This is a genomic window from Pleomorphomonas sp. T1.2MG-36 (assembly GCF_950100655.1).
Lineage (GTDB): Bacteria > Pseudomonadota > Alphaproteobacteria > Rhizobiales > Pleomorphomonadaceae > Pleomorphomonas.
This window is the reverse complement of record NZ_CATNLY010000034.1, coordinates 1-25,151: the sequence shown is the minus strand read 5'-3', so window position 1 is coordinate 25,151 and position 25,151 is coordinate 1. Positions and strand designations below refer to the sequence as shown.

Below are 25,151 nucleotides of genomic sequence, written 5' to 3'. Positions count from 1 at the left end.
GGGTCAATTGAGCGGGATATCGCGCGACTCGGCAAAGTCCTGCAGGAGCTTGCGAATCGGCGGACCGTCGGGGCGGTTGAGGGCCGGCGCCAGCAGCGCTTCCAGCTCGCCGAGGTTGACCGAGCGGATCATGTCCTTGACGGGGCCGACCGAGGTGGCCGCCATGGACATCGACCGGAAGCCGATGGCCATCAGCGCCATTGCGGTCAGCGGCGTGCCGGCCAACTCGCCGCACAGCGTGGCCGGCTTGCCGTATTCGGCCGACTTGCGCGCGATGGTGCGGAGCGCACGCAGGAAGGACGGCGCGAGCGCGTCGAAGCGTTGGGCCACCTTGGCGTTGCCGCGGTCGACGGCAAGCATGAACTGGAACAGGTCGTTGGTTCCGACCGACACGAAGTCGACCACCGACAGCAGCTCGTCGAGTTCGAACAGCAGCGCCGGCACCTCGATCATGGCGCCGAGCTTCAGCGACGAGGGCAGGGCATGGCCGTGCTTTTCCAGGAAGCGCTGCTCGCCCTTCACCAGTTCCTTGGCCCTGACGAATTCGTCGACCGTCGAGATCATCGGGAACATGACGCGCAGTTCGCGACCACCGGCCGCCTTGAGAAGGGCGCGTATCTGTGTCCTGAGAATGACGGTACGGTCGAGCCCGATGCGGATGGCCCGCCAGCCCATGGCCGGGTTCTCTTCCTGCACGGAGCGGGTGAGGTAGGGCAGAACCTTGTCGCCGCCGATGTCGAGCGTGCGGAAGGTGACGGGCCGGCCGGTGGCACCGTCGAGAATCTTGGAATAGAGCTCCGCCTGCTGGCCCAGCTTGGGGAAAGTGGGCGCGATCATGAACTGCAGTTCGGTGCGGAACAGGCCGATGCCATCGGCGCCCGACTCGTCGAAATGCGGCAGGTCGAACAGCAGGCCGGCGTTGGTGTTGAGGGCGATACGCACGCCGTCGAGCGTCACCGGCGCCTTGAAGCGCAACTGGCGATACCGTTCCTGCCGGCGAGCGCGGAAGCGTACCTTGGTGACGTAGGCCTGCTCGACGTCGGCCGGCGGCCTCAGGTGCACGTAGCCGCTCTCGCCATCGATGATGATGCTGTCGCCGTTCTCGGCCAGCGACACGACGTTGGCGAGCTGGCCGACGGCCGGAATGGACAGGGCACGGGCGACGATGGCCACATGGCTGGTCGAGGTGCCTTCCTCGAGCACGAGGCCGCGCAGCTTGGAGCGATCGTAGTCGAGGAGCTCGGCGGCGCCCATCGAGCGCGCCACGACGATGGCGTTCTCCGGCAGTTCGGTGTTCTTGTCCTTGCCCATCAGCTCGCGCAGCAGGCGATAGGTCAGGTCGTCGAAATCGTGCAGGCGCTCAAGCAGGTAGGGGTCGGTCTGCCGCTGCATGCGGGCGCGGGTATCGGACTGCACGCGCTCCACCGCCGCCTCTGCGGAGAGGCCCGAGCGGACGATCGCCTCTTCCATGCGCCGCGTCCAGCCGCGGTCGTAGGCGAACATGCGGTAGGCTTCGAGCACGTCGCGATGCTCGCCGTGATGGGCGACCTCGCCGCTGTCGATCATGTCGTCGATGGACAGGCGCAGGTTGGCGATGGCGGCGGTGAGCCGCTTCACTTCCTGCTCGGGGTCCTCGGCGATGAAATTGGTGACGACGACGCGCGGCTCGTGCAGCACGACATGTCCGAGGCCGACGCCGTCCGACAGCACGATGCCGGGCACGTGCATGGGCCGGTTGAGGTCGAGCACGGTCTGCTGGGCGGCGGCAAGGCCCAGCACTTCGCCCGAGGCGATGATCTCGGCAATGATCATGCCGGTGGTCTGAAGCGCCTCCTCCTCCTCCTCGGAGTAGGTCTTGCGCACGCGGTTCTGCACCACCAGGACGCCGAGCGTCCGGCCCGAACGCAGGATCGGCACGCCGAGGAAGGAGTGGTAGGCCTCTTCGTCGGTGCCGGGAATGTAGGAGAAGGCGGGATGTTCCTGGGCGTCGGCGAGGTTGAGCACGGCCGCCTCGGCGGCGATCAGGCCAACAAGGCCCTGGCCGACCCGGAGCGACGCCTTGTGGACGGCGTCGCGGTTGAGGCCCTCGGTGGCAAACAGTTCAAGCACGCCGTCGGCACGCAGGACGTAGAGCGAGCAAACCTCCGCGACCATGTTGGCCGCGATGGTAACGACGATCTTGTCCAGTCGCTCCTGGGCGCTGATCGGCTCCGCCATCACCTCGCGGAGGCGGCGGAGCAGAACGCGCGGTCCGGAAAGGCCTCCCCGCATCGTCGGCTTCCTGCTCTCTCCCGCGGGCCGGAACGGCGCCAGGCCGGCCGACGGGTTCATCCACTCCATATTGCCAGCCCTAGCGCTTTTTGCGGCCGGCTTGAAGCCATCAATATGGCAGCATCTCCTTGCGGACGGCTGCCGGAAAACGGATGGGCTCCAGCACGTTGATAAGGCCTCGCCGTTCGGTCGGCGAGGCCCTTTTCCGTGAGCGCTCGACAAATCGGCGTGAGCGCGTCGGCTGGGCAGGTCGGCTCCGGGGCCTCTCCGGCGCCGGCAGGCCGTGTCAGGCCTTGTCGAGTCCGTAGACCGAATGCAGGGTGCGAACGGCGAGCTCGGTATAGGCCTCGTCGATGAGCACGGAAATCTTGATCTCGGACGTGGTGATCGCCCGGATGTTGATGCCCTTGTCCGACAGCGCCTTGAAGGCCTGGGCGGCGACGCCGGCGTGGCTGCGCATGCCGACGCCGATCACCGACACCTTGCACATGCCGGTGGTGCCTTCGAAGGTCTTGTAGCCGATCTCCACCTTCTTGTCGTTGAGCACGGCGGTGGCGCGCTCGTAGTCGGCGGCCGGCAGCGTGAAGGTGATGTCGGTCTCGGCCCCGTCGGCGGAGATGTTCTGGACGATCATGTCGACGTTGACGTTGGCGTCGGCCAGCGGTCCGAACACGGCGGCCGCGACGCCCGGCTGGTCCGGCACGCGGCGGATGGAGATCTGCGCCTCGTCCTTGGAGTAGGCGATACCGGTGACGACTTCCTGTTCCACGATCTCGTCCTCATCGCAAATGAGCGTTCCGAACGGGTCGCCGTTCGGCATGGTCTTGGGGTTGTTGGGGTCCTCGAAGGACGACCGCACAAAGGTGCGGACCTTGTGGACCATGGCGAGCTCGACGGAGCGCACCTGAAGTACCTTGGAGCCGAGGGAGGCCATCTCCAGCATCTCCTCGAAGGAGACCTTGTCGAGACGGCGGGCCTTCGGCACGATGCGCGGGTCGGTGGTGTAGACACCGTCGACATCGGTGTAGATGTCGCAGCGGTCGGCCTTCACCGCCGCGGCGATGGCGACGGCCGAGGTGTCGGAGCCGCCGCGGCCGAGCGTCGAGATGCGTCCGTCCGGGCCGATGCCCTGGAAACCGGCGACGACGGCGACGCGGCCGGCCTCCATCTGCTCGATGACGCGCGTACCGTCGATGGACTGGATGCGCGCTGCGCCATGGGCGCCGTCGGTGACGATCGGCAACTGCCAGCCCTGCCAGGAGCGGGCATCTACGCCCATCGCCTGCAGCGTGATGGCGAGGAGACCGCTCGTCACCTGCTCGCCCGAGGCCACGACGGCATCGTATTCGCGGGCGTCGTGCAGGGCGGAGGCGCCACGGCAAAGAGCGACCAGTTCGTTCGTCTTGCCGGCCATGGCTGATACGACGACGGCGACCTGATGGCCGGCGTCGACCTCGCGCTTCACGTGGGCCGCGACATTGCGGATCCTATCGAGATCGGCGACGGAGGTGCCGCCGAATTTCATCACCAATCGAGCCATTTTCCGACGTCGTTTCCTGAGGGGCGGTAACCCCATTGCGAGAGGTGAAAATGCGGGGAACCGAATGGTACCCGCAGGGCCGCGCCCTCAATACAGGAAGGTGCGCCGCCGGGCAATCGCGGAGGCGATTGCTGTTCTATTCTTTCCTGCCTCAGTCGCAGGCGGGCCTCCGGCCCTTGGCTTTCGCTCCGCTTTCCGTCTTTCGGGGCTTCGTCCTGAAAGACTCGCTCCGCGCGGCGCCGCTTGGCGCCGGAAGCTGCTTATGCAGCTTCAGCTTTGTTCTTGGCCTCAGTCGCCGGCGGGCCTCCGGCCCTTGGCTTTCGTGCTTCGCACGGGCGCCGCTTGGCGCCGGAAGCCGCTAGACGCGGCTTCGGGTGCTGTTCCTGCATTGTCAGTGGTGTTCAGAGGCGGAAGATGGCGCGGGCCCAGGTGACGAGGTGTTCGAAGAAAGGCGTTACGGCGCGCAGGCGGCCGTAGTCGCCGGCGCAGCCGTGGTTCAGGCCCTCGTAGCGGCGGAAATCGAGCGTGACGCCAGCGGCGGCGAGGCGGCCGGCATAGGCTTCGCCCTCATCGCGCAGCACGTCGCAGCCGGCCGTCAGCAACAGGGCCGGCGGCAGGCCGGCCAGGCTCTCGGCACGCAGGGGCGAGGCGTGCGGATGGGCGCGCTCGGCCGGGTTGGGCACGTAGTGATCCCAGAACCAGGCCATGTCGTCGGCGGTCAGGCCGAAGCCATCGGCGAACTCGGCGTAGGACGGGTGGCCGGCGGCGATGTCGTCGGTCACCGGATAGATGAGCATCTGACCGGAGAGGGCCGGTCCGCCCTCGTCGCGGATGCGCAGGGTGGTGACGGCGGCGAGGTTGCCGCCGGCACTGTCGCCGCCGACGATCAGCTTGGCCGGGTCGATGCCCAGGCTTCCGGCGTGGCCGGCCACCCAGCGGACGGCGGCGAGGCAATCGTCGCTGGCCACCGGGAAGCGATGCTCGGGCGCCATGCGATAGTCGATGGACACCACCACGGCGCCGACGGAGGCGCAAAGGTTGCGGCAGACGTTGTCGTGGGTGTCGAGCGAGCAGAGCACCCAGCCGCCGCCGTGGATGTAGACGATGCCGGGCAGAACGTCGTCCTCGCCGAACGGGCGATAGACGCGGGCGACGATGGTGCTGCCGCCAACGGGAATGGAGACGGTCTCCACCGCCTTCACCGGTGCGCCGGCAACGCGCGGTTCGGCCTCGGCGCGCGCCCGCGCGACCTGAGCCGACAGGTCCTTGAGCGGCGGTTCGCCGCGCGCGGCGGCTGCGGCGAGATCGGCGGCGATTTCGGGGTGAAGCGGCATGACATCCTCCAACGCGTATTTTTCACGAGTGAAGCGCTTCAGCGCGGCGCCGGAAAGAGTGCTTTTCCGCTTATGACCAGAATTCGTGGGTTCGTCGGCGGTCGAAGGCGAGGGTTGACTTGACGGCCGGGCGGCTCGAAAAGTCGGGAGCCTATCCCGGCAACAGCCTTGCGGAGAATCCCATGACCGAGGTGAAGCGTGACAGCGTCGATCAGGCCGAAGTCGATCGCTTCTCGGCGATGGCCAGAGAGTGGTGGGACCCGAACGGCAAGTTCAAGCCGCTGCACCGGTTCAGTCCGGTCCGGCTCGCCTATATCAAGCGGGAGGTTTGCCGGCATTTCGGCCGTGACGAGCGCGCCGCCGATGCCTTTGCCGGCCTCGGCTTCCTCGACATCGGTTGCGGCGGCGGCCTCGTCTCCGAGCCGATGGCCCGGCTTGGTGCAGCCGTCATCGGCGTCGATCCCTCGCCCGTCAATATCGAGGTGGCGCGCCTGCACGCCGCCGAGACCGGCGTGACCGTGGATTATCGGGCGACCACCGCCGAAGAGTTGCTCGCTGCCGGCGACCGCTTCGACGTCGTGCTGGCGCTGGAAGTGGTCGAGCACGTCGCCGACGTGCCGGCGTTCCTCGCCACCGTGGCAGATCTGGTGAAGCCCGGCGGCCTCGTCATCGCCGCCACGCTCAACCGCACGCTCAAGGCTCTCGGCCTTGCCGTGGTCGGTGCGGAGTACGTGCTGCGCTGGCTGCCGCGCGGCACGCACGACTGGAAGAAGTTCGTCAAGCCGGAGGAACTGGAAGCGCCGTTGCAGGATGCCGGTCTGACGCTGCTCGACCGGCGTGGCGTCGTGTTCGACCCCATTCGCTTTGCCTGGAAGGAAAGCGACGACACCGACGTGAACTACATGGTCCTGGCGACGCGACCGGCCGTCTCTTCCTGAAGTTCGAGTGCGGCGACAGTCGAAACCGGCGCTCCGGTCGCGGGGCGTCGTGCTCGGACGCTAGCGCGTATCGCAGGGCGCGATCTCGATGCGCTCTTCGTCGTCCTCGAGCGGTTCGAAGCGGCTTTTCAGAACCTCAAACGTGTTCGGAGCGATGAAAAGGCTTCCGGTGAGACTGCGGTTTCGCGTGCTGACGCGCTCCCAGGCCATGTCGTCGGTGCAGTTGAGACGATAGAGAACGGCCTCGCCGCCGTGCTCTGCGACGACAGCCCGGGTTCGCTCCCGTTCCGCCCGCGTCCAGAACCCAAAGTCCAGGATCACGCCGGTTCCCAAATCAAGGCAGCGCGTCCAGGTGGTTTCCATGACGTTGAAGACGCGGCGGGCATAGTCCGGAAAGCGCTCCGCCGGAGGGTCCTCGCCATAGAGCTGGTTCATCCACTCGTCGTGGGTAAAGCGAAGAGCCATCTCCGCTTTCTCCAGACGTTTGGCGAAGGTCGTTTTCCCTGCCCCGACGAAGCCATGGAGTAGGAAAGCTTTCGGCTTCTGTTTCATGGCTTGTCCGGAACGGTGGCGCCTCGGGCCGGCGTCGGGAAATGCCGATCTCGGCCACGCACCTCGGCTTAATTGCGCTCGCCGGGCAGAACGGGCAGCGGCAGGATGTCGATGCCTTCCTCGACGAGCGCGCGGGCATCCTCGGCCGTGGCTTCGCCGTGAACGGCGCGAACCGGCGCTTCGCCGAAGTGAATGCGGCGCGCTTCCTCGGCGAAGCGCTTGCCGACATTCTCGGAGCCGTCGAGCAGCGCGGCCTTGATTTCCTTCAGCTTCTCAATGAACTCGCGGGCTTCCGGCGGGACGGCGACGAGTTGCTTGTCCTGCGGGGCAGCCGGAACGACGGCCTTGCTTTCCGATGTCGTGACGTTCGGCCGCATCAGTGCCTTGCTGACCGACGTCGAGCCGCACTCGGGGCAGGCGCAAAGACCGGCCGACGACTGGACGTCGAAATCCTCCGAGGAGCGGAACCATCCCTCGAATTCATGGGCATTGGAACAGACGAGCGAATAGCGGATCATGAGTTTCAACATGGCGCGCCGGCTTTGCTATCGCAAGACCGGTGCTGCTTTTTTGCGGTTACGCGGTGGGGGACGGGCAAACAAACGCCACGCTATTGCACAATACCCTCGTTCAGGCGTCCATCTCGCTTCTTGCAGAGCAGGCGCCGTGTCTCAGTCAGTTTGATATCGAATCCGGGAAGCGGGATGAAGCGACTTTTGGGTAGTTTACTGCTGCTGGTCCTTGGAGGGGCCGCCTATCATATCGGCATGGCGCGCTTCGGCTCGGGCTCACCGCCTCCCATGGCACCTGTGGAACAGCAAGCCGACCTGGTCGAGGTGAGCAAGGCGCATCGGACTTTGACGCTCGTCAGGGGCGGCATGCCGATCGCCACCTTCCCGGTCGCCTTGGGTGCCGCCGCCGATGCAGGGCCTAAGCGCCAAGAGGGAGACGAGCGAACACCGGAAGGCCAATATCGGATCGATTGGCGAAATGCGCGATCATCCTACCACCTTAGCCTGCACATCTCGTATCCTGATGCTAGCGACCTATCCGAGGCACGCCAGCGCGGCGTTCCGCCGGGCGGGAATGTGATGGTCCATGGACTACCCAATGGTTGGAGCTGGTTTGGCTCCGTCCATCACCTCGTCGACTGGACCGACGGCTGTATCGCTGTCACAAACGCCGAAATGCGCGAAATCTGGGCTCGGGTGCCTGACGGCACGCCGATCCGGATCGATCCCTGAGTGAAATTACTCCGCCAGCGTGAACCGGCGCTCGTTCTCCAGCGAGGGGATGCGGGCGCGGGTGAGTTCCACTTCGTCGAGATCGATGTCGGCGACGACGACGCCGGGGTTGGCGTGGTCGGCCTCGGCGATCACCTTGCCCCACGGGCCGACGATCAGCGAATGACCATAGGTTTCGCGACCGTCCTCATGCGTGCCGCCCTGGGCGGCCGACACCATGAAGCAGCCGTTCTCGATGGCGCGGGCGCGCTGCAGCACGTGCCAATGCGCTTCGCCGGTCTGGCGGGTGAAGGCGGCCGGCGCCCCCATGATCTCGACCTCGGAGTGGCCATAGGCGCGGAACAGCTGGGGAAAGCGCAGGTCGTAGCAAATGGCGAGGCCGATCCTGGTTCCCGCCGCGTTCACGACGATGGCGCTCTCGCCCGGCGTGTAAGCCGCGCTTTCGCGCCACGTCTCGCCCATGGGCAGGTCGACGTCGAACATGTGGATCTTGTCGTAGCGGGCGAGGAGATCGCCGGCGGGACCGAAGACGTAGGCGCGGTTGGCGATCTTGCCATCGTCGCGTCGGATGGCCAGCGAGCCGAAGTGCAAGGTGATGCCGAGTTCGCGGGCCAGCTCGGCGCCACGGGCGACAAAGGCGTCCTTCGCCTCGATCTCGAGCTTGCCCAGCATGTCCGCCCGGTCGCGTTCGATGATGTTGGTCATCTCGGGCGTCTGGACGTAGGTGGCGCCGGCGGCGGCAGCGTCGCGGACGAGCGCCTCGACCTCGGGCAGGTTCTTTGAGGGATCGCGGCCGGATCGAAGCTGCACGGCGGCGACGCAGAGCGGACGCGTCATCTTGCCTCCTTGGGCATTTTCGAGCGAACCAGCAGGGTTCGCATGATGAAAATGCATCGACTCAATAAGGTATGCTCTCTCGCGCTCTATCCGGCGAGGAGGGCGTCGAGGCGCCCTTCGGCATCGAGCGCGTAAAGATCGTCGCAGCCGCCGACATGCGTGTTGCCTAGGAAGATCTGCGGGAAGGTGGAACGGCCGGAGCGCTGCATCATCTCCGCCTTGAGGGCGCGATCGCTGCCGGCGTCGATCTCGGTGAAGGCGGCCCCCTTCTTGTTCAGGAGCGCCTTGGCCCTGACGCAATAGCCGCAGCCTTCTCGGGTGTAGATGGTGACGGGAACCATGGCTGGCCTCCTCGAATGAACGGTTTCGATATGAATCTATAGCCCGCTTCAGCTCGGCGCCACAACCCGCGCCAGCGTCAGCACGTCGACGGCCGCGGCCCCGGCGGCAAGCAGCGCACGGGTGGCGGCTTCCAGGGTGGCGCCGGTGGTCAGCACATCGTCGACGAGGATGGGCCGGCGGCCGGCGAGCGCCGCTTTCCTCGCCTCGGGCACCATGAAGGCGCCGCGCATGTTGCGTTCCCGATCCTCCCGCCCAAGCCCGACTTGCCGTGGAGTGCGGCGCGTCCGCAGGAGCAGGCGCGTGGCGACCGGCAGGCCGGTGAGGCGGCCCACGTGCTGGGCGAGCAGGGCCGCCTGGTTGAAGCGGCGGCTGGCGAGCCGCCCCCAGTGCAGCGGCACCGGCACCAGCAAGTCGGCGTCGCCGACGAGTTCGTGCGCCGCCCGCGCCATCCAGGCGCCGAGCATGGGGGCGAGATCGGTACGATCGGCGTATTTCAAGGCGTGGACGAGGTCCGGTACGGGGCCTTCGTAGGAGACTGCCGAGCGGGCGCGGGCGAAGGCCGGAGGGTCGGCGACGGCGGCTGCTGAGAGTATGCCGGGGCCAAGGTCGATGGGAAGCGGCGTGCCGAGCCGTTCGCACCACGGGCGCTCCAGGAAGCGCACGCCCTGCCAGCAGTCGGGGCAGAGACCGCCGGCACTGCCGAGGCGAACGCGGCAGACCGGGCAGGCCGGTGGCAGCATGAGGTCGGCAATCCCGCTGAAGGTGGCTCGAACCAGGCGCTGCGTGGTTGCCAGGGCATTGAGTTTTGTCGCCCGCCGGCGTGACGCACCGGCAGCAAGGGGGAGCCAAGGATCGGAGTCTGCGGCCATGGTGAGTTCGCCGGTTGCAGGGGGAATAAAGCACGCGCAATCGGCTGCTGCCAGAGGGGGATGCCACCTGCGATTTGACCTCTCGGCGCTGCCCGCCTACATCCTGTCGACCCCTTGGCCCGAGGTTTGCCGATGACTGCCGTGATCTTCGACCGCTCTCTGTTCGCGCGCCGCCGGGCGCGAGCGCTCGCCGAGCGGCGTACGGGCGCCGATTTTCTCCTGACGCTGGCGGCGGAAGATCTGGCCGATCGCCTCGCTGCCGTCGACCGGCACTTTTCGCGGGCACTGGTCGTCGGCGACCCGACCGGTACGCTGGCGTCGCGGATCGCTGCAGGCCGGGTCGACGCAGTGGTGCGCGCCGACCTTCTGGTTTCGGGTGTCGATGGTGGCGGCGCGGTGGTGATCGACGACGAGGCGTTGCCCTTTGCCAGCGGTGCCTTCGATCTCGTCGTATCCTCGCTGGCCCTGCAATTTGCCAACGACCTGCCGGGTGCGCTGATCGAGGCGCGGCGTGTGCTGCGGCCCGACGGCCTGTTCCTGGGCGTGCTGGCCGGCGGCGAGACGCTCACCGAACTCAGGCAGGCTTTCCTGACGGCGGAAAGCCGTCGCACCAGTGCCAGCCCGCGTGTCGCGCCGATGGCCGAGGTGCGCGACCTCGGCGGGCTGCTGCAACGGGCCGGCTTTGCACTGCCGGTGGCCGATCAGGACCGGCTGACGCTGCGCTACTCCAGTGCGCTGGCGCTGATGGACGATCTCAAGGCCATGGGGGCGACCAGCGTTCTGGTCGATCGTCGACGCGGCCTGACCGGACCGGCGCTGTTTGCCGAGGTGGCGGCGGCCTATCAGGAGATGTTCGGCGATCCCGATGGGCGCGTTCGGGCCAGTCTTTCGCTGGTGTCGCTATCGGGCTGGGCGCCGCACGAGAGCCAGCAGAAGCCGCTTCGGCCGGGCAGCGCCAAGATGCGCCTCGCCGATGCGCTGAAATCCCCGCCCGAGACGGGGGACGGCTGATTACGTCGACATCTTGCTGGCGAGATACTCGAACGTGTTGCTCATGCTGCCGGAGACGTCGGTCAGCGTCATCATCCCGATGAGGGCCAGGCCGATCATCATCACTAGGATGCCATATTCGATGGCGGTCGCGCCCTCGGTATTGCGCAGGAAGGCACTCGGCCGGCGCTGTCGCTGTTCCGGGCGCTTCGTCGCCATTCTGTCGCCTCATCCTTCAGGGAACGCAATGATTGACCTGCCGCGCGGCCAGCCGCGTGCGCAGGGTTCATTCTTGCCGGGAAATCGTGATGATTTCGTATATGTCGGTTACGAAAGGTTGCCGGAAAGCGGCGACAGGAGATCCTGAAGGTGTGGGATCAGCGGCTCATCGGCCGGCGGCATGGGATAGTCGCGCAGCTTCTGAGGCCGGACCCAGGCCAACGCCTGCCCTTCGCGACCGGCCACGTCGCCCTCCCAGCGGCGACAGACGTAGAGCGGCATCAACAGGTGGAAATCGTCGTAGGCGTGGCTGGCGAAGGTGAGCGGGGCAAGGCATGCGTGCTTGACGGCGATGCCGAGCTCTTCCTGGAGCTCGCGGATCAGCGCGTCCTCGGGCCGCTCGCCAAGCTCCAGCTTGCCGCCGGGAAACTCCCAAAGGCCGGCGAGCGTCTTGCCCTCGGGCCGCTGGGCCAGCAGGATCCGTCCGTCGGCGTCGACGAGCGCGCAGGCGACGACCAGCACCATTTTCATCGGCGGCTCTCCGGCGTTTGTTTCCCGCAACCGAATGATCCGAAAAGCCCACGACTTTTCGAGCGGAAGCCTTAGCTGCGATAGTCGCCGTTGATGGCGACGTATTCCTTGGTGAGGTCGCAGGTCCAGACGGTGGCCTGCCCGGCGCCGAGACCGATGTCGGCCCGGATGACGATCTCGTCCTTGCGCATGGCGGCCGAGGCGGCGTCTTCGGAATAATCGGGGTCGCGCTCGCCCTCGACGGCAACGCGGATGCCGCCGAAGTAGATGGCGAGACGGTCGCGGTCGGCCGGTTCGCCGGCCTTGCCGACGGCCATGACGACGCGGCCCCAGTTGGCGTCCTCGCCAGCAACGGCGGTCTTGACCAGCGGCGAGTTGGCGATGGCAAAGGCGATGCGCTTGGCGGAGGCGTCGTCGACGGCGCCGGTGACGTTGACCTCGATGAACTTGCGGGCGCCTTCTCCGTCGCGCACCACCATCTTGGCAAGGTCGAGCAGCAGCCCTTCAAGGGCGGCACGGAACGCGGCAAGGCGCGGGTCGGCCGGGTCGGCGATGCGCGGCGCGCCGCGTCCGGCCGCCTTGCCGGTGGCGAACAGCAGCAGCGTGTCGGAGGTCGAGGTGTCGCTGTCGACGGTGATCGAATTGAACGACTGCCGGGCGCCCTTGGAGATGAGATCCTGCAGCACCGGGGCGGCCAGCGGGGCATCGGTGAAGATGAACGACAGCATGGTCGCCATGTCGGGCGCGATCATGCCGGCGCCCTTGGCCATGCCGTTGATCGTCACCTCGACGCCGCCGAGATCGACGGTGGCGGTCACCACCTTCGGGAAGGTGTCGGTGGTCATGATGGCGCGGGCGGCATCGATCCACGGCGCTGGCGCGAGCCGGCCGGAAAGCTCGCCAAGCACGGCCTCGAACTTCTTGGGCTCAAGCGGTTCGCCGATGACGCCGGTCGATGCGAGAAATACTTCGCCGGCCGGAATGCCGAGGGCGGATGCGACATAGGCGGCGGACGCTTCCACCGTCTCGCGGCCCTTCTTGCCGGTAAAGGCGTTGGCGTTGCCCGAGTTGACCATCAGCGCGCGGGCCTTGCCGACGGGAAGGTTGGCGCGGCACCAGTCCACGGGGGCGGAGGGGCACTTGGATGTGGTGAAGACGCCGGCCACCTCGGTTCCCTCGTCGAGGGAGACCAGCAGCACGTCGGTTCGGCCCTTGTACTTGATGCCGGCGGCGGCGGTCGCAAAGCGCACGCCCTCCAGGGCCGGCAGCTCGGGATGGGATTTGGGAGCGAGCGGGGACACGGTTCCGGACATCTTCGGCTCTTCACGAAAGGCTGCGGGCGGACCCCGGCCGACGAGCGCGGCCGGGGGGAGAACCAATCACTTGGCGGGAGCGGGCGTCGCCGGAGCGGCGGCCGGATCGGCCGGGGCCGCGGGCGGCGGCAGGATCTCGACCTTGGCCGTCTCGCGCATCTTGGCGAGGATCTCCTGATACTTGTCGCGCTGGACCACCTGGGTCACCTGCTCGCGCACCTGATCGAGGCTCGGCATCGGCTGGGCGCGGCGTTCCTCGACCTTGATGATGTGGTAGCCGAACTGGGTCTTGATGGCCTTGGTCGAGGTCTCGCCGGGCTTCAGCGAGAAGGCTTCCGCCTCGAACTCCGGTACCATCTGGCCCTTGGTAAAGAAGCCGAGATCGCCACCGGTCTGCTTGGAGCCGGGGTCTTCGGACTTTTCCTTGGCGATGGCCTGGAAGTCGCCGCCGTCGGCCAACTGCTTGAGGACGGCGTTGGCCTCGTCCTCGGTCTTCACGAGGATGTGACGGGCGTGCACCTCCTCGGGGGCGACGTAACCGGCGGTATCCTTCTCGTAGCGGGCCTTGATATCGTCCTCGGTGACTTTGGCCTGCACCTCGTCCTCGACATAGGTGTTGCGCAGGGCCTGCGCCTCGAGGAACGCCATGCGCGCCTTGTATTTCGGGTTGTCGGCAGTGCCGGCGGCCAGCGCGGCGTCGGCCATCACGTGCATGTCGACCAGGGCGTTGACCAGCATCGCGCGGCGCTGCGCTTCGGGAATCTGGGCAAGCTGGTCGCCGAACACGTCGGAAGCCATCTGGAGCTCGGAGGCGGTGATATCCTTGCCGTTGACACGGGCCACCACGTCTTCTGCCGAGGCGGGCAGCACGGAAAGCGGCAGCGCAATGAGGGCGGCGAGAAGACCGAGGCGACCGCGAGCGCCGGCGGCGGGAGCAAAGTTCATCGGGACGATCCTGTCTTCGGTCCGCGCCCGGATATCGAGCCGGCACCGTAATGGCAGCCCCTATAGCGCGCTCGGCGCGCGGCGGCAAATTCTCCGTGACGACAGAGGCAAAAAACAACCGTTCGGAAACTCGAAGGGGCGGTGGCAAAAAAGTCAGAAAGCGGGTGGTTCGAACGGCCGCGAGAAGCGCCGATTTCTGCCATCGGTATGGGGCCAGCGTTGACATATCTCCGACCCCGCCATAGATGGAGCGTGGCTCGGCAGGTCGGGCGAACGGTCGGCCCGGAACCAAACTCCTGGCGCCGCCATTCCCCCTTCCAACGTCTGTACATTGAATTTTGATCGAAGGGATGGGCTGCCATGGTCGGCCTCGGCGGATTAGCACGCAAGATTTTCGGTTCGGCGAACGATCGTCGCATTCGCTCCTACCGCCCCGCCGTGCAGGCGATCGGCGCGCTCGAGAAGGAGATGGAGGCGCTTTCCGACGAGGCGCTCGCCGGCAAGACCGTTGAATTCCGCGAGAAGCTCGCCGCAGGAGCCGAGCTCGACACGCTCCTGGTCCCCGCCTTCGCGGTGGTGCGCGAGGCGGCCAAGCGCGCCCTCGGTCAGCGCCACTTCGACGTGCAGCTGATCGGCGGCATGGTGCTCAACGACGGCGACATCGCCGAGATGAAGACCGGCGAAGGCAAGACCCTGGTGGCGACGCTCGCCGTCTATCTCAACGCGCTGCCGGCCAAGGGCGTTCACGTCGTCACCGTCAACGACTATCTCGCCCGCCGCGACGCCGAGTGGATGGGGCGCGTCTATCGCTTCCTCGGCCTTTCGGTCGGCGTCATCGTTCACGGCCTTTCCGACGACGAGCGTCGCGAGGCCTATGCCTGCGATATCACCTACGGCACCAACAACGAGCTCGGCTTCGACTACCTGCGCGACAACATGAAGTACGAGAAGGCGCAGATGGTCCAGCGCGGCCACCACTACGCCATCGTCGACGAGGTGGACTCGATCCTGATCGACGAGGCGCGCACGCCGCTGATCATTTCCGGCCCGCTCGAAGACCGTTCCGAATTCTACAACACCATCGACACCTTCATTCCCGGCATCGCCGACGAGGACTTCGAGGTCGACGAGAAGCAGCGCACGGCCATCTTCTCCGAGATCGGCACCGAGCGGATGGAAGAGCGCCTGCGCGCGGCCGGCCTTCTCAAGGGCGGTTCTCTCTATGACGTCGAGAACGTCTCGGTCGTCCATCACCTCAACCAGGCCCTCCGGGCGCACAAGCTGTTCCAGCGCGATCGCGACTACATCGTCAAGGACAACGAGGTGGTCATCATCGACGAGTTCACCGGCCGCATGATGCCGGGCCGCCGCTATTCGGACGGCCTGCACCAGGCGCTGGAGGCCAAGGAGCACGTGCGCATCCAGCCGGAGAACCAGACGCTTGCCTCGATCACCTTCCAGAATTACTTCCGCATGTACGCGAAGCTGGCCGGCATGACCGGCACGGCCTCGACGGAAGCGGACGAGTTCGCCGACATCTACGGCCTCGAAGTCGTGGAGGTTCCGACGCACCGGCCGATCTCCCGCATCGACGACCATGACGAGGTCTACCGGACCGTCGAGGAAAAATACGCCGCCATCGTCGAGACCATTCGTGCCTGCAAGGAAAAGGGCCAGCCCATCCTGGTCGGCACCACCTCCATCGAGAAGTCCGAGCAGCTCGCCGAGCTCCTTCAGAAGCGCGGCTTCCAGCAGAGCGATCCGGACGTGCTGATGGACGGCGACAAGCCGGTGTTCCAGGTGCTCAACGCCCGCTACCACGAGCAGGAAGCCTACATCATCTCGCAGGCCGGCCTGCCGGGCGCCGTGACGATCGCCACCAACATGGCCGGTCGCGGTACCGACATCCAGCTCGGCGGCAACGCCGACATGTTGATCGCCCGCAAGCTTGCCGACGTGCCGCCGGGACCGGAGCGCGACGCCCGAGAGGCGAAGATCCGCGAAGACGTCGTCCGTCTCAAGGACAAGGCGCTGGCCGCCGGCGGTCTGTTCGTGCTCGGCACCGAGCGCCACGAAAGCCGCCGCATCGACAATCAGCTGCGCGGCCGTTCCGGCCGCCAGGGCGACCCCGGCCAGTCGCGCTTCTACCTGTCGCTTCAGGACGACCTGATGCGCATCTTCGGCTCCGACCGCATGGACGGCATGCTGCAGAAGCTCGGCCTGAAGGACGGCGAGGCCATCATCCATCCGTGGATCAACAAGGCCCTCGAGAAGGCGCAGCAGAAGGTCGAGGCGCGCAACTTCGACATCCGCAAGAATCTTCTCAAGTTCGACAACGTCATGAACGATCAGCGCAAGGTGATCTTCGAGCAGCGCATCGAGCTGATGACGGAAGAGAGCGTCGCCGACACCGTCGCCGACATGCGGCGCGAGGTGATTTCCGCTTTGGTGGCGCAGCATATTCCCGAGAACGCCTATGCCGAGCAGTGGGACGTCAAGGGGCTGCATGACGCGGTGATCGAGACCTTGAACATCGAGGCCCCCATCGCCGACTGGGCCAAGGAAGAGGGCATCGCCGACCAGGAGATCGAGGAACGCCTCATCGCCGCGGCCGACGCCGACTTCGCAGGCCGCGAGGAGCGCGTCGGTCCCGAGCTGATGCGCCGGGTCGAAAAGGCCATCCTGCTGCAGACGCTGGACAACCTTTGGCGCGAGCATCTTGCCCATCTCGACCACCTGCGTTCGGTGGTCGGCTTCCGCGGCTATGCCCAGCGCGATCCGCTCAACGAGTACAAGACCGAGGCATTCTCGCTGTTCGAGACGCTGCTCAACGACCTGCGTAAGCAGGTGACGGCGAACCTCTGCCGCGTCGAAGTGCGCCAGGCGCCGCCCGAGACGCCGGCCTTCGACGATCGGGCGCTGTCGGCCCACCATGCCGATCCCGCGACCGGCCTCGACGAGGAACCGATCGGTGCGGCATCGGCTTTCGCCGCAACGCCGGTTGTCCGCGATACCAACGATCCCTCGACCTGGGGGCATGTCGGCCGCAACGAGCCGTGTCCCTGCGGCTCGGGCAAGAAGTTCAAGCACTGCCACGGCCAGTTCGCCTGAGGGCTGTCCGACAGGCCCGTCCGGAGGTCGGCGATTTCCGGACGGAAGGGGTCAGGCATAAACAATTCGTCGATATTGTTGCCTGAAAGGCCATTTGGAAAAGCTGATCAGCAATAGCACGAATTATGTCGGCAGCTTCAAAGGCGCATGCTGGAACTGAACGATTAATCTTGACTTTTAGTGTCAGCTCTTTAATCAGATGGTGTCATGCGCCTTACCCAAGCCACCAATTACTCGATCAGGGTGCTGCTCTATTGCGCGGTGAATCCCGACCGCCCGAGCCGCGTCGCTGACATCGCCGCCACCTTCGACATGTCGGAGACGCACCTTTTCAAGATTCTGAAGGTGCTTGTGGATCACAAGTTCATCGAGACCATCCGCGGTCGTCACGGCGGGTTGAAGCTCGGCCGTCCGGCGGAAGAGATCAAGCTCGGCGACGTCATCGCCGCCACCGAGGAAAGCTTCCAGATGGCGGAATGCTTCTCGGAGGATGGGCGCAAGGACTGCCCGCTGATCCTTTCCTGCGAGTACAATCGCGTGCTGCGCGAGGCGCTCGGCGCCTTCTTCGCCGTGCTCGACCGCTACACGGTGGCCGACATCGCCAAGGACCGCTCCATGCTGCGCGGTGCGCTCGGCATCGACGATCTCCTTCATCCGGCGCTTGCCAGCGCCTGACCCGGTTTTGCATCGGCTTTGGCCCGCCCGGCGGATTCCGTCGCGGCGGGCCTTGTCTTTTGAGCGGCCCCTTTTCGACGCTCGCCTCGGTCCCCATATTGGTCGGCGAGGAGCAAGGGCCGTGGCCTAAGCTCAAGATATCCAGACGCTTCCGCCGGGCTTCGGACGGTGGACGCGGGCTCCAGGAAAGGATGTCCAGATGAATTTCGAAAAGTATACCGAGCGGGCGCGTGGCTTCGTCCAGTCGGCCCAGACCATGGCGCTTGGCCGCGGCCACCAGCAATTCGCGCCGGAACATCTTCTCAAGGTTCTGCTCGATGACCCCGAGGGTATGGCCGCCGGCCTGATCGCCGCCGCCGGTGGCGACGCCGGCCGGGCGCTTGCCGCGGTCGACCGGGCGCTCGATGCCATGCCGCGTGTTTCGGGCGGCAACGGCCAGCTCTATCTCACGGCGCCGACGGCCAAGGTGTTCTCCACCGCCGAGGCGCTGGCCGACAAGGCCGGCGACAGCTTCGTCACCGTCGAGCGGCTGCTCATCGCGCTCGCCATCGAGACGGAAGCGGGGACGGCCAAAATCCTGAAGGATGCCGGCGTCACCGCCAACGCGCTCAACGCGGCGGTCAACGAGATCCGCAAGGGCCGCACGGCCGACAGCGCCTCGGCCGAGAGCGGCTATGACGCGCTGAAGAAGTATGCTCGCGACCTGACCAAGGCGGCGCGCGACGGCAAGCTCGACCCGGTGATCGGCCGCGACGAGGAGATCCGTCGCACCATCCAGGTGCTGAGCCGCCGCACCAAGAACAATCCTGTGCTGATCGGCGAGCCGGGCGTCGGCAAGACGGCCATCGCCGAAGGCTTGGCGCTGCGCATTGTCAACGGCGACGTGCCCGAGAGCCTGAAGGACAAGGAGCTGCTTGCCCTCGACATGGGCGCGCTGATCGCCGGTGCGAAGTATCGCGGCGAGTTCGAGGAGCGTCTCAAGGCGGTGCTGTCGGAAGTGACGGCGGCCGAGGGCGGCGTCATCCTGTTCATCGACGAGATGCACACGCTGGTTGGCGCCGGCAAGGCCGATGGCGCCATGGATGCCTCCAACCTCCTGAAGCCGGCGCTGTCGCGCGGCGAGCTGCACTGCGTCGGCGCCACCACGCTCGACGAATATCGCAAGTACGTGGAGAAGGATGCAGCGCTGGCCAGGCGTTTCCAGCCGGTGTTCGTCGCCGAGCCGACGGTGCCCGACACCATCTCCATCCTGCGTGGTATCAAGGAGAAGTACGAGCAGCACCACAAGGTGCGCATCACCGACGCGGCTCTCGTCGCGGCGGCGACGCTCTCCAACCGCTACATCACCGACCGTTTCCTGCCCGACAAGGCGATCGACCTCGTCGACGAGGCGGCGTCTCGCCTGAGGATGCAGGTGGATTCCAAGCCGGAAGAGCTCGACGAGATAGATCGGCGGGTGATCCAGCTCAGGATCGAGCAGGAGGCCCTGAAGAAGGAAACCGATGCCGCTTCGCGCGATCGGCTGGAGCGCCTTGAGCGCGAGCTTGCCGAGCTCGAGCAGGAGTCGGCGGCCTTGACCGCCCGCTGGAAGGCCGAGAAGGACAAGCTCGGCCACGCGGCGGAGCTGAAGCGGCGGCTCGACGAAGCACGCAACGACCTCGCCATTGCCCAGCGCAAGGGCGAGTATCAGCGGGCCGGCGAGCTCGCCTACGGCGTCATCCCGGGCATCGAAACCGAGCTGAAGGCGATCGAGGCGGCGGCCGGGCAGGGCGACGGCATGCTGGAGGAGGCGGTGACGCCCGATCACGTGGCGCAGGTCGTCTCGCGCTGGACCGGCGTTCCCGTCGACAAGATGCTGGAAGGCGAGCGCGAGAAGCTGCTCAGGATGGAAGACGAACTCGCCAAACGCGTCGTCGGCCAGGCCGAGGCGGTGCATGCCGTTTCAACGGCCGTCCGCCGCGCCCGCGCCGGCCTTCAGGATCCGAACCGGCCGATCGGCTCGTTCATGTTCCTTGGGCCCACCGGCGTCGGCAAGACCGAGCTGACCAAGGCGCTCGCCGCCTATCTGTTCGACGACGAGCACGCCATGGTGCGCATCGACATGTCCGAGTACATGGAGAAGCATTCGGTTTCGCGGCTGATCGGCGCGCCTCCGGGCTATGTCGGCTATGACGAGGGCGGTGCGCTGACCGAGGCCGTACGGCGCCGCCCCTACCAGGTCGTGCTGTTCGACGAGGTGGAGAAGGCGCACCCGGACGTGTTCAACGTGCTCCTGCAGGTGCTCGACGACGGCCGTCTCACCGACGGTCAGGGCCGCACGGTGGACTTCAAGAACGCGCTGATCATCCTGACGTCGAACCTAGGGTCGGAGTATCTTGCCAATCAGAAGGAGGGCGAGGACGTCGACGCGGTGCGCGAGCAGGTGATGGGCGTGGTGCGCTCCGCCTTCCGGCCGGAGTTCCTCAACCGGCTCGACGAGATCGTGCTGTTCCACCGCCTGAAGCGGTCGGAAATGGGCGCCATCGTCGACATCCAGCTCAAGCGTCTCGAAGCGTTGCTGGAAGACCGCAAGGTGACGCTGACGCTCGACGACAGCGCGCGGACCTGGCTTGCCGACAAGGGCTACGACCCGGTCTACGGCGCGCGGCCGTTGAAGCGGGTGATCCAGCGCCAGCTCCAGGATCCGCTGGCCGAGCGCATTCTGGCCGGCCATGTCCGCGACGGCGACACCGTGGCGGTGACCGGCGGCAGCGACCGGCTGCTGTTCTCGGAGATCCGGGATGTCGCGGCATAATCGACCGCGAGCGTGACTCTTTCAGCCGGCCGGGGAAACCCGGCCGGTTTTGTATTCAGAACGCCATCGACCACAGCGCCGACACCGGCATGGCGATGATGAGGCCCGGCAGCATGTTGCCGATCGGGAACATCTTGATGCCGCAGATGCGGAGGCCGGTGGCCAGCATCATAACGCCGCCCGTGGCGGAGAAGTCGGCGACCATCGCCGGTGTCGTCAGCGGCATCAGCAGGGTGGCGCCGAAGGCCAGCGCGAGCTGGATCGCCATCTGCGGGATGGCGATGGTGGCGACCGATAGGCCGAGCGTCGTCGCGAAGATGGCGGCGGTGGGCAGGTCGAGGAAGGCCTTGGCGATCAGTACGCTCGGATCGTGCGTCATGCCTTCGTTGAGCGCGCCGAAGATGCCGGCGCCGGAGGCGCAGAACAGCACGAGAATGGCGACGAAGCTCTCGATGAAGGCCTCGTGGGAAATGCCGCGTGGCGTCGTCGCCACCTTTTCCACCAGCCGCTTGGCAAGGCCGCCGATGAGGGCGAGGCCGTCTTCGATGCGGATGAGCTCGCCGATGAGCGCGCCGAGCACGGTGGCGATCACCATCACCGGCATGTGGGCGACGTGGGCGATCAAGACGACGCCCATGGCCATCGACGATACGCCAAAGGCGAGGGGCATGCCGATCCGGAGCCGTTCCGGCATGCGATGGGCGACGAGCGCGCCGCCGAGGGTGCCGAGGATGATGGCGGCACCGTTAATAAAGGGTCCTATGATCATGAGGCCGTTCCATTAGGGTCGGCCTTCTATAGCGCTCCGGCTGGCAACTGCCAGCCGGCTCACTCCGAATTGATAATTCCATCAGCTGTTTGCGGTGGGCAAGGTTTTGGCTTCCTGCCGTGTTTTGAGAAGGCTCACCACGACACCTCCGGCGATCAGCGCGAAAGTGACGCCGAGCGAGACGGCGGCCGGGAATTTGTCGAGCCCCATCAGTTCGGCCACGAACACCTTGCTGCCGATGAACACCAGCACCAGGGCCAGCGCCGGCTTCAGGTAGCGGAAGCGGTGGATCATCGCGGCGAGGGCGAAGTAGAGCGCGCGCAGGCCGAGGATGGCGAAGATGTTCGACGTGTAGATGACGAAGGCGTCGGTGGTGATGGCGAAGATGGCCGGCACGGAGTCGACGGCGAAGATGATGTCGGCCGCTTCGATCAGCACCAGGGCCAGGAACAGCGGCGTCGCGTGCAGCGCCAGGCGACCGCTGCCGGCGAGCGGTCTGCGCACGAAGAAGCGGTCGCCGTCGAGCTCGTTGGTGACGTTGAGACGGCGGCGCAGGAAGCCGACCAGCGGGTTCTTGTCGAGGTCGGGCTCCTTGTCCTCGGTGAACAGCATCTTGATGCCGGTCAGCACCAGGAAGGCGGCGAAGAGGTAGAGGATCCAGTGGAACTCGGCGACCAGGGTGGCGCCGGCGCCGATCATGATGCCGCGCAGCACGATGACGCCGAGGATGCCCCAGAACAGCGCCCGATGCTGGTAGCGCCGGGGAATGCCGAAGAAGGAGAAGATCAGCGCGATGACGAAGATGTTGTCGAGCGCCAGCGTCTTCTCGATGACGAACCCGGTGAGGTAGGCAAGGCCGGATTCGGCGCCGATGTGCCACCAGACGAAGGCGCCGAAGGTGAGGCCGATGACGATGTAGCCGCTCGACAGCACAAGGCTCTGGCGGATGGAGATCTCCTCCGACTTGCGGTGGAGAACGCCGAGGTCGAAGGCGAGCAGCAGGGCGACGAGGCTGAGAAAGGCCAGCCAGAGGTAAAGCGGCGTGCCGAGCCACGGGGTGGCGAGGAGGGTAAGGTCCAAGGTTGCGAACTCTGCCGGCGGAATGCGTCGACAAAGGTCCGACATCGCAGACGCGCCGGCGGCTTCTGCCAGAGGGGCCCGGACCTACGGGTCGGGCCTGAAATGGGGCGACTCTCGCCGTCCTTCAAGAGGGGGCCAAGTGTTGCCCGTATGAATCTTGAGGAGCCGTCCGGTCAGCCGCCGCTGGCCGGGGTGGCGGCGCGGGCGGTCTGGCTTTCTCCGGCAAGCAGCGTGTCGACACGGTCGCGTTCCGCCTGGAAGGCGGCGAGCACGCCGCCGTCCAGCGTGCGGCCCTGCGGCAGCTTGATGCGGAGCGGATCGACCGGCGAGCCGTTGACGTGCACTTCGTAATGAAGATGCGGACCGGTGGACAGGCCGGTGGTGCCGACATAGCCGATCACCTGGCCCTGCCGGACGCGCACGCCCTCCTTGATGCCCTTGGCAAAGCCGGTCTGGTGGGCATAGGCGCTGGCGTAGCCGTTGGTGTGCTGGACCTCGATGTAGTTGCCGTAGCCGTTCTTCCAGCGGGCATAGGTGACGATGCCGTCGCCGGCCGCCATGATCGGCGTGCCGCGCGGTGCCGCCCAGTCGACGCCGGTGTGCATGCGAGTGACGCCGAGCAGTGGATGGTTGCGGGCGCCGAAGCCCGAACGGAAGGTGCCGCCCGACATCGGCTTGCGCATCAGGAACTTCTTGGCGCTCTTTCCGCTGTCGTCATAGTAGTCGATCGTGCCGTCGTCGGGTGCGCGATAGCGGTAGAAGCGACGCTCCTTGCCGCCGAGCGTGATCGAGGTGAAGACGATCTCTCCGTTGACGGTCTCCTCGCCGTCGTCGCCGAGGGTGTAGACCATCTGGAAACTGTCGCCCGGCTGGATGCGGGTATTGAGGTCGAGGTCGAAGGAGAAGACGCGCACCAGCTCGTCGATGAGCGCCGGTGGCACTCCGTTCTTGAGCGACGTCTCGTAAAGGCTCTCGTAGAGGCGCGGCCGGGGACTGTTCTCGTCGCCGTCATTGCCGGCGACCGCCTGCTCGGCGGCGGGAGGCTCGTCGACCGCGATGTAGGAGCCGTCGTCGCCGAGGCCGACCGAGCCGAGATGGCCGCCATCGCGATAGACCGAGACGAGAATCGGCCGATAGCGCGCCGTCTCGTCGTCGGGGTCGGGCGCGAGGCGGATGTGAACCTCGTCGCCGATCTTCAGAAGACGCAGACGGTCGGCCTTGTGGAAGGCGAGCACGATGTCGCCGGCTTCGTCGTCGGTCGCCTCGTTGTCGGTCAGCAGCTGTTCGAGCGGCTCGTCGGCCTCGACGGCGACGCGCCGGTCCTCGAAGGCGTTGCCGGAGCCGGAGGACGCCGGTTCGGCCGTGCTGGTCGGCACGAAGGACACGTTCTCGGGGATGATGCGAACCCCGAACTGATCGAGCGACGACGGTTCGGCAAAACCGAAGTCGAAGCGCGACTGGTCGATCGGCGACAGCGAAGCAGTCTTGACGTTGGTGCCGTTGAGGAAGCTCGCCGCTTCGCGCACGATCCGCTCGGTCTGGGCGATGTCGAGCGGAATGGACGCCTCGAGCGTCGGATCGTTCACCGGGAAGTCGGCGACCTTCATCATCATGTCGCTCTCGACGGCGGCGCCATAGAGCGTCGCTTCGCCACCTTCCGGGCTGCCGGCGTTGGCGTCGGCGAAGATGCGGAGCGGATTGTAGGGTGGAATGGGGTCGGTAATCTCGGCCATGTCCGAGACCAGGGCCGTCGACACCTTGGCGAAGGGCTTCAGACGGATGATGTCGTGCTCGCCGTCCTTGGCGATGGTCGACACCTTGAGAATTTGTCGGGCCGGCTCGAGATTGGCCTCGACGACCGGGAAGTCGCTCTTGGCGATCAGTTCGTTGTCCGGGGTCGGTATCACCAGGGCGGACCGGGTGACGGTGCCGGAGGGCTCGGCGATGGTCTCCCGGCCATCGAAGGCGGCATAGAGTGCGCCGCCCATAAGGAAGGTGGAGGCGAAGGTGGCGAGCACCGTGCCGGTCAGCCAGCGGATCGAAATGCCGCGCCGGTCGGGCAGCCCCCGGGCGCCGGACGTCAGAAGCGGCGGCAGGTCGCCGAGATCGACGCTATCGTTCCGGTGCAGGGGACGCGCGGCATTCATGGATGGTGTCTTGCTTCCGCCCGTTGATGGTGGAGCGCTTGGGTCTTCTCCGCGGATATGCCGGCGGACCCGGGCGCCTTCCTTGAATTTGGCGGTGACTTTGCCGCCCGGTGTCGCGGCTTGTCAATGTCGGCTCCACCGGTGGTGCCGCTTCTCCGGAGAAAAAGCGTCCGCCACCTCATTCCGTCGGTGAAAAATGGGGCGGGAGTTGGGCATCGAGACGACGAATGGCGGGTTTCCGGGGGTGTTGGGCAACTGGTGAAAAATAAGGCAGAGAAAAGTTCGCTGAAAATGTCGGCAACTTATCCGGCTTCGATAGATAACCGTCAAAAAAGTCCCGGAAATCAGCCGAAAGTCGACTATCGCTGCCGAAAAACGCGTGTCACAAGACCGTGTTGACAGCCAGATCGGTGGTCCCTATAAGCACGTTCATCGACGGCGGCGCTGCAGCGACGTGGTGCCGGCGAGTTTCTGTTGCCTGAAGCTGGTGCTAAACCGGCGGTCTGAGGCGGCGGGTTTGAGGGGCTGGTTCTCCTCGGTTCTTTGACAAGTGAATAGGAAGAAAGAGAAACGTGGCCGGCGCTTAGGGCTCGTCGGTACGGGATCTGTCCTTCGGGATAGGGTCGTACCAAGAAGAGCTAAAGAACCGG

General features: G+C 66.1%; 21 protein-coding genes. 6 read left to right on the top strand and 15 right to left on the bottom strand.

Annotated features, from left to right (window positions below; translation table 11 throughout):
• Positions 1 to 3: 3 nt before the first annotated feature.
• The 3 genes from ptsP to QQZ18_RS15890 form a co-directional block, all read right to left on the bottom strand.
• The gene (gene ptsP, locus QQZ18_RS15900; protein ID WP_284541928.1) at positions 4 to 2,271 is read right to left on the bottom strand and encodes a phosphoenolpyruvate--protein phosphotransferase; all 2,268 of its coding nucleotides are present in this window, start codon (positions 2,269 to 2,271) and stop codon (positions 4 to 6) included.
• A 286-nt stretch (positions 2,272 to 2,557) separates the two neighbouring features.
• Positions 2,558 to 3,811, bottom strand: a complete 1,254-nt coding sequence (locus tag QQZ18_RS15895; RefSeq protein WP_284541927.1) for an aspartate kinase — start codon at positions 3,809 to 3,811, stop codon at positions 2,558 to 2,560.
• A 401-nt stretch (positions 3,812 to 4,212) separates the two neighbouring features.
• Positions 4,213 to 5,145, bottom strand: coding sequence for an alpha/beta hydrolase (locus tag QQZ18_RS15890; RefSeq protein ID WP_284541926.1), 933 nt, complete (start codon positions 5,143 to 5,145; stop codon positions 4,213 to 4,215).
• 182 nt (positions 5,146 to 5,327) lie between these two features.
• Between QQZ18_RS15890 and ubiG the strand changes: the two genes are divergently transcribed.
• The gene (ubiG, locus tag QQZ18_RS15885) at positions 5,328 to 6,083 is read left to right on the top strand and encodes a bifunctional 2-polyprenyl-6-hydroxyphenol methylase/3-demethylubiquinol 3-O-methyltransferase UbiG (RefSeq protein ID WP_284541925.1); all 756 of its coding nucleotides are present in this window, start codon (positions 5,328 to 5,330) and stop codon (positions 6,081 to 6,083) included.
• A gap of 60 nt (positions 6,084 to 6,143) precedes the next feature.
• Here ubiG and QQZ18_RS15880 read toward each other — a convergent pair whose 3' ends face one another.
• On the bottom strand, positions 6,144 to 6,635 hold the full coding sequence (locus QQZ18_RS15880) for an AAA family ATPase (protein WP_284541924.1): 492 nt from the start codon (positions 6,633 to 6,635) through the stop codon (positions 6,144 to 6,146).
• Between the two features lie 68 nt (positions 6,636 to 6,703).
• Positions 6,704 to 7,165: a DUF1178 family protein gene (locus tag QQZ18_RS15875; protein WP_342398929.1), complete on the bottom strand. Its 462-nt coding sequence runs from the start codon at positions 7,163 to 7,165 to the stop codon at positions 6,704 to 6,706.
• A 174-nt stretch (positions 7,166 to 7,339) separates the two neighbouring features.
• Here QQZ18_RS15875 and QQZ18_RS15870 point away from each other — a divergent pair, with 174 nt between their 5' ends.
• Positions 7,340 to 7,879 (top strand): L,D-transpeptidase family protein, encoded by a 540-nt coding sequence (locus tag QQZ18_RS15870; protein WP_284541923.1) that lies wholly within the window; start codon positions 7,340 to 7,342, stop codon positions 7,877 to 7,879.
• A 6-nt stretch (positions 7,880 to 7,885) separates the two neighbouring features.
• Here QQZ18_RS15870 and QQZ18_RS15865 read toward each other — a convergent pair whose 3' ends face one another.
• From QQZ18_RS15865 to QQZ18_RS15855, 3 genes are all read right to left on the bottom strand, one after another.
• Complete coding sequence (locus QQZ18_RS15865; protein ID WP_284541922.1) at positions 7,886 to 8,716, bottom strand: carbon-nitrogen hydrolase family protein; 831 nt, start codon at positions 8,714 to 8,716, stop codon at positions 7,886 to 7,888.
• Positions 8,717 to 8,802: 86 nt separating this feature from the next.
• The gene (gene grxC / locus QQZ18_RS15860) at positions 8,803 to 9,057 is read right to left on the bottom strand and encodes a glutaredoxin 3 (RefSeq protein WP_284541921.1); all 255 of its coding nucleotides are present in this window, start codon (positions 9,055 to 9,057) and stop codon (positions 8,803 to 8,805) included.
• Between the two features lie 48 nt (positions 9,058 to 9,105).
• On the bottom strand, positions 9,106 to 9,927 hold the full coding sequence (locus tag QQZ18_RS15855; protein ID WP_446728666.1) for a ComF family protein: 822 nt from the start codon (positions 9,925 to 9,927) through the stop codon (positions 9,106 to 9,108).
• Positions 9,928 to 10,053: 126 nt separating this feature from the next.
• On the opposite strand from QQZ18_RS15855, the gene QQZ18_RS15850 reads away from it, so the two are divergent.
• The gene (locus QQZ18_RS15850) at positions 10,054 to 10,938 is read left to right on the top strand and encodes a methyltransferase domain-containing protein (RefSeq protein ID WP_284541920.1); all 885 of its coding nucleotides are present in this window, start codon (positions 10,054 to 10,056) and stop codon (positions 10,936 to 10,938) included.
• On the opposite strand, the gene QQZ18_RS15845 is transcribed toward QQZ18_RS15850, so the two are convergent.
• The 4 genes from QQZ18_RS15845 to QQZ18_RS15830 all read right to left on the bottom strand — a co-directional run bounded on the left by QQZ18_RS15845 (position 10,939) and on the right by QQZ18_RS15830 (position 13,925).
• Positions 10,939 to 11,136: a Flp family type IVb pilin gene (locus tag QQZ18_RS15845; RefSeq protein WP_284541919.1), complete on the bottom strand. Its 198-nt coding sequence runs from the start codon at positions 11,134 to 11,136 to the stop codon at positions 10,939 to 10,941.
• Between the two features lie 108 nt (positions 11,137 to 11,244).
• The gene (mutT, locus tag QQZ18_RS15840; RefSeq protein ID WP_284541918.1) at positions 11,245 to 11,667 is read right to left on the bottom strand and encodes an 8-oxo-dGTP diphosphatase MutT; all 423 of its coding nucleotides are present in this window, start codon (positions 11,665 to 11,667) and stop codon (positions 11,245 to 11,247) included.
• A 71-nt stretch (positions 11,668 to 11,738) separates the two neighbouring features.
• Complete coding sequence (gene argJ, locus QQZ18_RS15835) at positions 11,739 to 12,980, bottom strand: bifunctional glutamate N-acetyltransferase/amino-acid acetyltransferase ArgJ (RefSeq protein WP_284541917.1); 1,242 nt, start codon at positions 12,978 to 12,980, stop codon at positions 11,739 to 11,741.
• A 66-nt stretch (positions 12,981 to 13,046) separates the two neighbouring features.
• A complete protein-coding gene (locus tag QQZ18_RS15830; RefSeq protein ID WP_284541916.1) occupies positions 13,047 to 13,925 on the bottom strand; it encodes a peptidylprolyl isomerase in 879 nt (292 codons plus the stop codon).
• A 360-nt stretch (positions 13,926 to 14,285) separates the two neighbouring features.
• Here QQZ18_RS15830 and secA point away from each other — a divergent pair, with 360 nt between their 5' ends.
• The 3 genes from secA (at position 14,286) to clpB (ending at position 20,505) form a co-directional block, all read left to right on the top strand.
• Entirely contained in the window at positions 14,286 to 17,036 is a 2,751-nt protein-coding gene (secA, locus tag QQZ18_RS15825) for a preprotein translocase subunit SecA (protein WP_284541915.1), read from the top strand.
• 207 nt (positions 17,037 to 17,243) lie between these two features.
• On the top strand, positions 17,244 to 17,711 hold the full coding sequence (rirA, locus tag QQZ18_RS15820) for an iron-responsive transcriptional regulator RirA (RefSeq protein WP_284541914.1): 468 nt from the start codon (positions 17,244 to 17,246) through the stop codon (positions 17,709 to 17,711).
• Between the two features lie 199 nt (positions 17,712 to 17,910).
• Positions 17,911 to 20,505, top strand: a complete 2,595-nt coding sequence (clpB, locus tag QQZ18_RS15815) for an ATP-dependent chaperone ClpB (RefSeq protein ID WP_284541913.1) — start codon at positions 17,911 to 17,913, stop codon at positions 20,503 to 20,505.
• 55 nt (positions 20,506 to 20,560) lie between these two features.
• Here the strand turns inward: clpB and QQZ18_RS15810 are convergent, their stop codons facing one another.
• The 3 genes from QQZ18_RS15810 to QQZ18_RS15800 all read right to left on the bottom strand — a co-directional run bounded on the left by QQZ18_RS15810 (position 20,561) and on the right by QQZ18_RS15800 (position 24,501).
• A complete protein-coding gene (locus tag QQZ18_RS15810) occupies positions 20,561 to 21,274 on the bottom strand; it encodes a DUF554 domain-containing protein (protein WP_284541912.1) in 714 nt (237 codons plus the stop codon).
• 81 nt (positions 21,275 to 21,355) lie between these two features.
• A complete protein-coding gene (locus QQZ18_RS15805; protein WP_284541911.1) occupies positions 21,356 to 22,354 on the bottom strand; it encodes a TerC family protein in 999 nt (332 codons plus the stop codon).
• Between the two features lie 173 nt (positions 22,355 to 22,527).
• Positions 22,528 to 24,501 carry a M23 family metallopeptidase gene (locus tag QQZ18_RS15800; RefSeq protein ID WP_284541910.1) on the bottom strand — a complete coding sequence of 658 codons (1,974 nt, stop codon included), beginning with the start codon at positions 24,499 to 24,501 and terminating at the stop codon, positions 22,528 to 22,530.
• Positions 24,502 to 25,151 lie beyond the last annotated feature (650 nt).

Coding starts and splice junctions, on each gene's coding strand:
- QQZ18_RS15875 (WP_342398929.1), bottom strand. CDS start 7,165: ATGTTGAAACTCATGATCCGCTATTCGCTCGTCTGTTCCAATGCCCAT.
- rirA (WP_284541914.1), top strand. CDS start 17,244: ATGCGCCTTACCCAAGCCACCAATTACTCGATCAGGGTGCTGCTCTAT.
- grxC (WP_284541921.1), bottom strand. CDS start 9,057: ATGGTTCCCGTCACCATCTACACCCGAGAAGGCTGCGGCTATTGCGTC.
- QQZ18_RS15810 (WP_284541912.1), bottom strand. CDS start 21,274: ATGATCATAGGACCCTTTATTAACGGTGCCGCCATCATCCTCGGCACC.
- QQZ18_RS15830 (WP_284541916.1), bottom strand. CDS start 13,925: ATGAACTTTGCTCCCGCCGCCGGCGCTCGCGGTCGCCTCGGTCTTCTC.
- clpB (WP_284541913.1), top strand. CDS start 17,911: ATGAATTTCGAAAAGTATACCGAGCGGGCGCGTGGCTTCGTCCAGTCG.
- ptsP (WP_284541928.1), bottom strand. CDS start 2,271: ATGCGGGGAGGCCTTTCCGGACCGCGCGTTCTGCTCCGCCGCCTCCGC.
- QQZ18_RS15870 (WP_284541923.1), top strand. CDS start 7,340: ATGAAGCGACTTTTGGGTAGTTTACTGCTGCTGGTCCTTGGAGGGGCC.
- ubiG (WP_284541925.1), top strand. CDS start 5,328: ATGACCGAGGTGAAGCGTGACAGCGTCGATCAGGCCGAAGTCGATCGC.
- QQZ18_RS15880 (WP_284541924.1), bottom strand. CDS start 6,635: ATGAAACAGAAGCCGAAAGCTTTCCTACTCCATGGCTTCGTCGGGGCA.
- argJ (WP_284541917.1), bottom strand. CDS start 12,980: ATGTCCGGAACCGTGTCCCCGCTCGCTCCCAAATCCCATCCCGAGCTG.
- QQZ18_RS15855 (WP_446728666.1), bottom strand. CDS start 9,927: ATGGCCGCAGACTCCGATCCTTGGCTCCCCCTTGCTGCCGGTGCGTCA.
- QQZ18_RS15895 (WP_284541927.1), bottom strand. CDS start 3,811: ATGGCTCGATTGGTGATGAAATTCGGCGGCACCTCCGTCGCCGATCTC.
- QQZ18_RS15865 (WP_284541922.1), bottom strand. CDS start 8,716: ATGACGCGTCCGCTCTGCGTCGCCGCCGTGCAGCTTCGATCCGGCCGC.
- QQZ18_RS15845 (WP_284541919.1), bottom strand. CDS start 11,136: ATGGCGACGAAGCGCCCGGAACAGCGACAGCGCCGGCCGAGTGCCTTC.
- QQZ18_RS15800 (WP_284541910.1), bottom strand. CDS start 24,501: ATGAATGCCGCGCGTCCCCTGCACCGGAACGATAGCGTCGATCTCGGC.
- secA (WP_284541915.1), top strand. CDS start 14,286: ATGGTCGGCCTCGGCGGATTAGCACGCAAGATTTTCGGTTCGGCGAAC.
- mutT (WP_284541918.1), bottom strand. CDS start 11,667: ATGAAAATGGTGCTGGTCGTCGCCTGCGCGCTCGTCGACGCCGACGGA.
- QQZ18_RS15890 (WP_284541926.1), bottom strand. CDS start 5,145: ATGCCGCTTCACCCCGAAATCGCCGCCGATCTCGCCGCAGCCGCCGCG.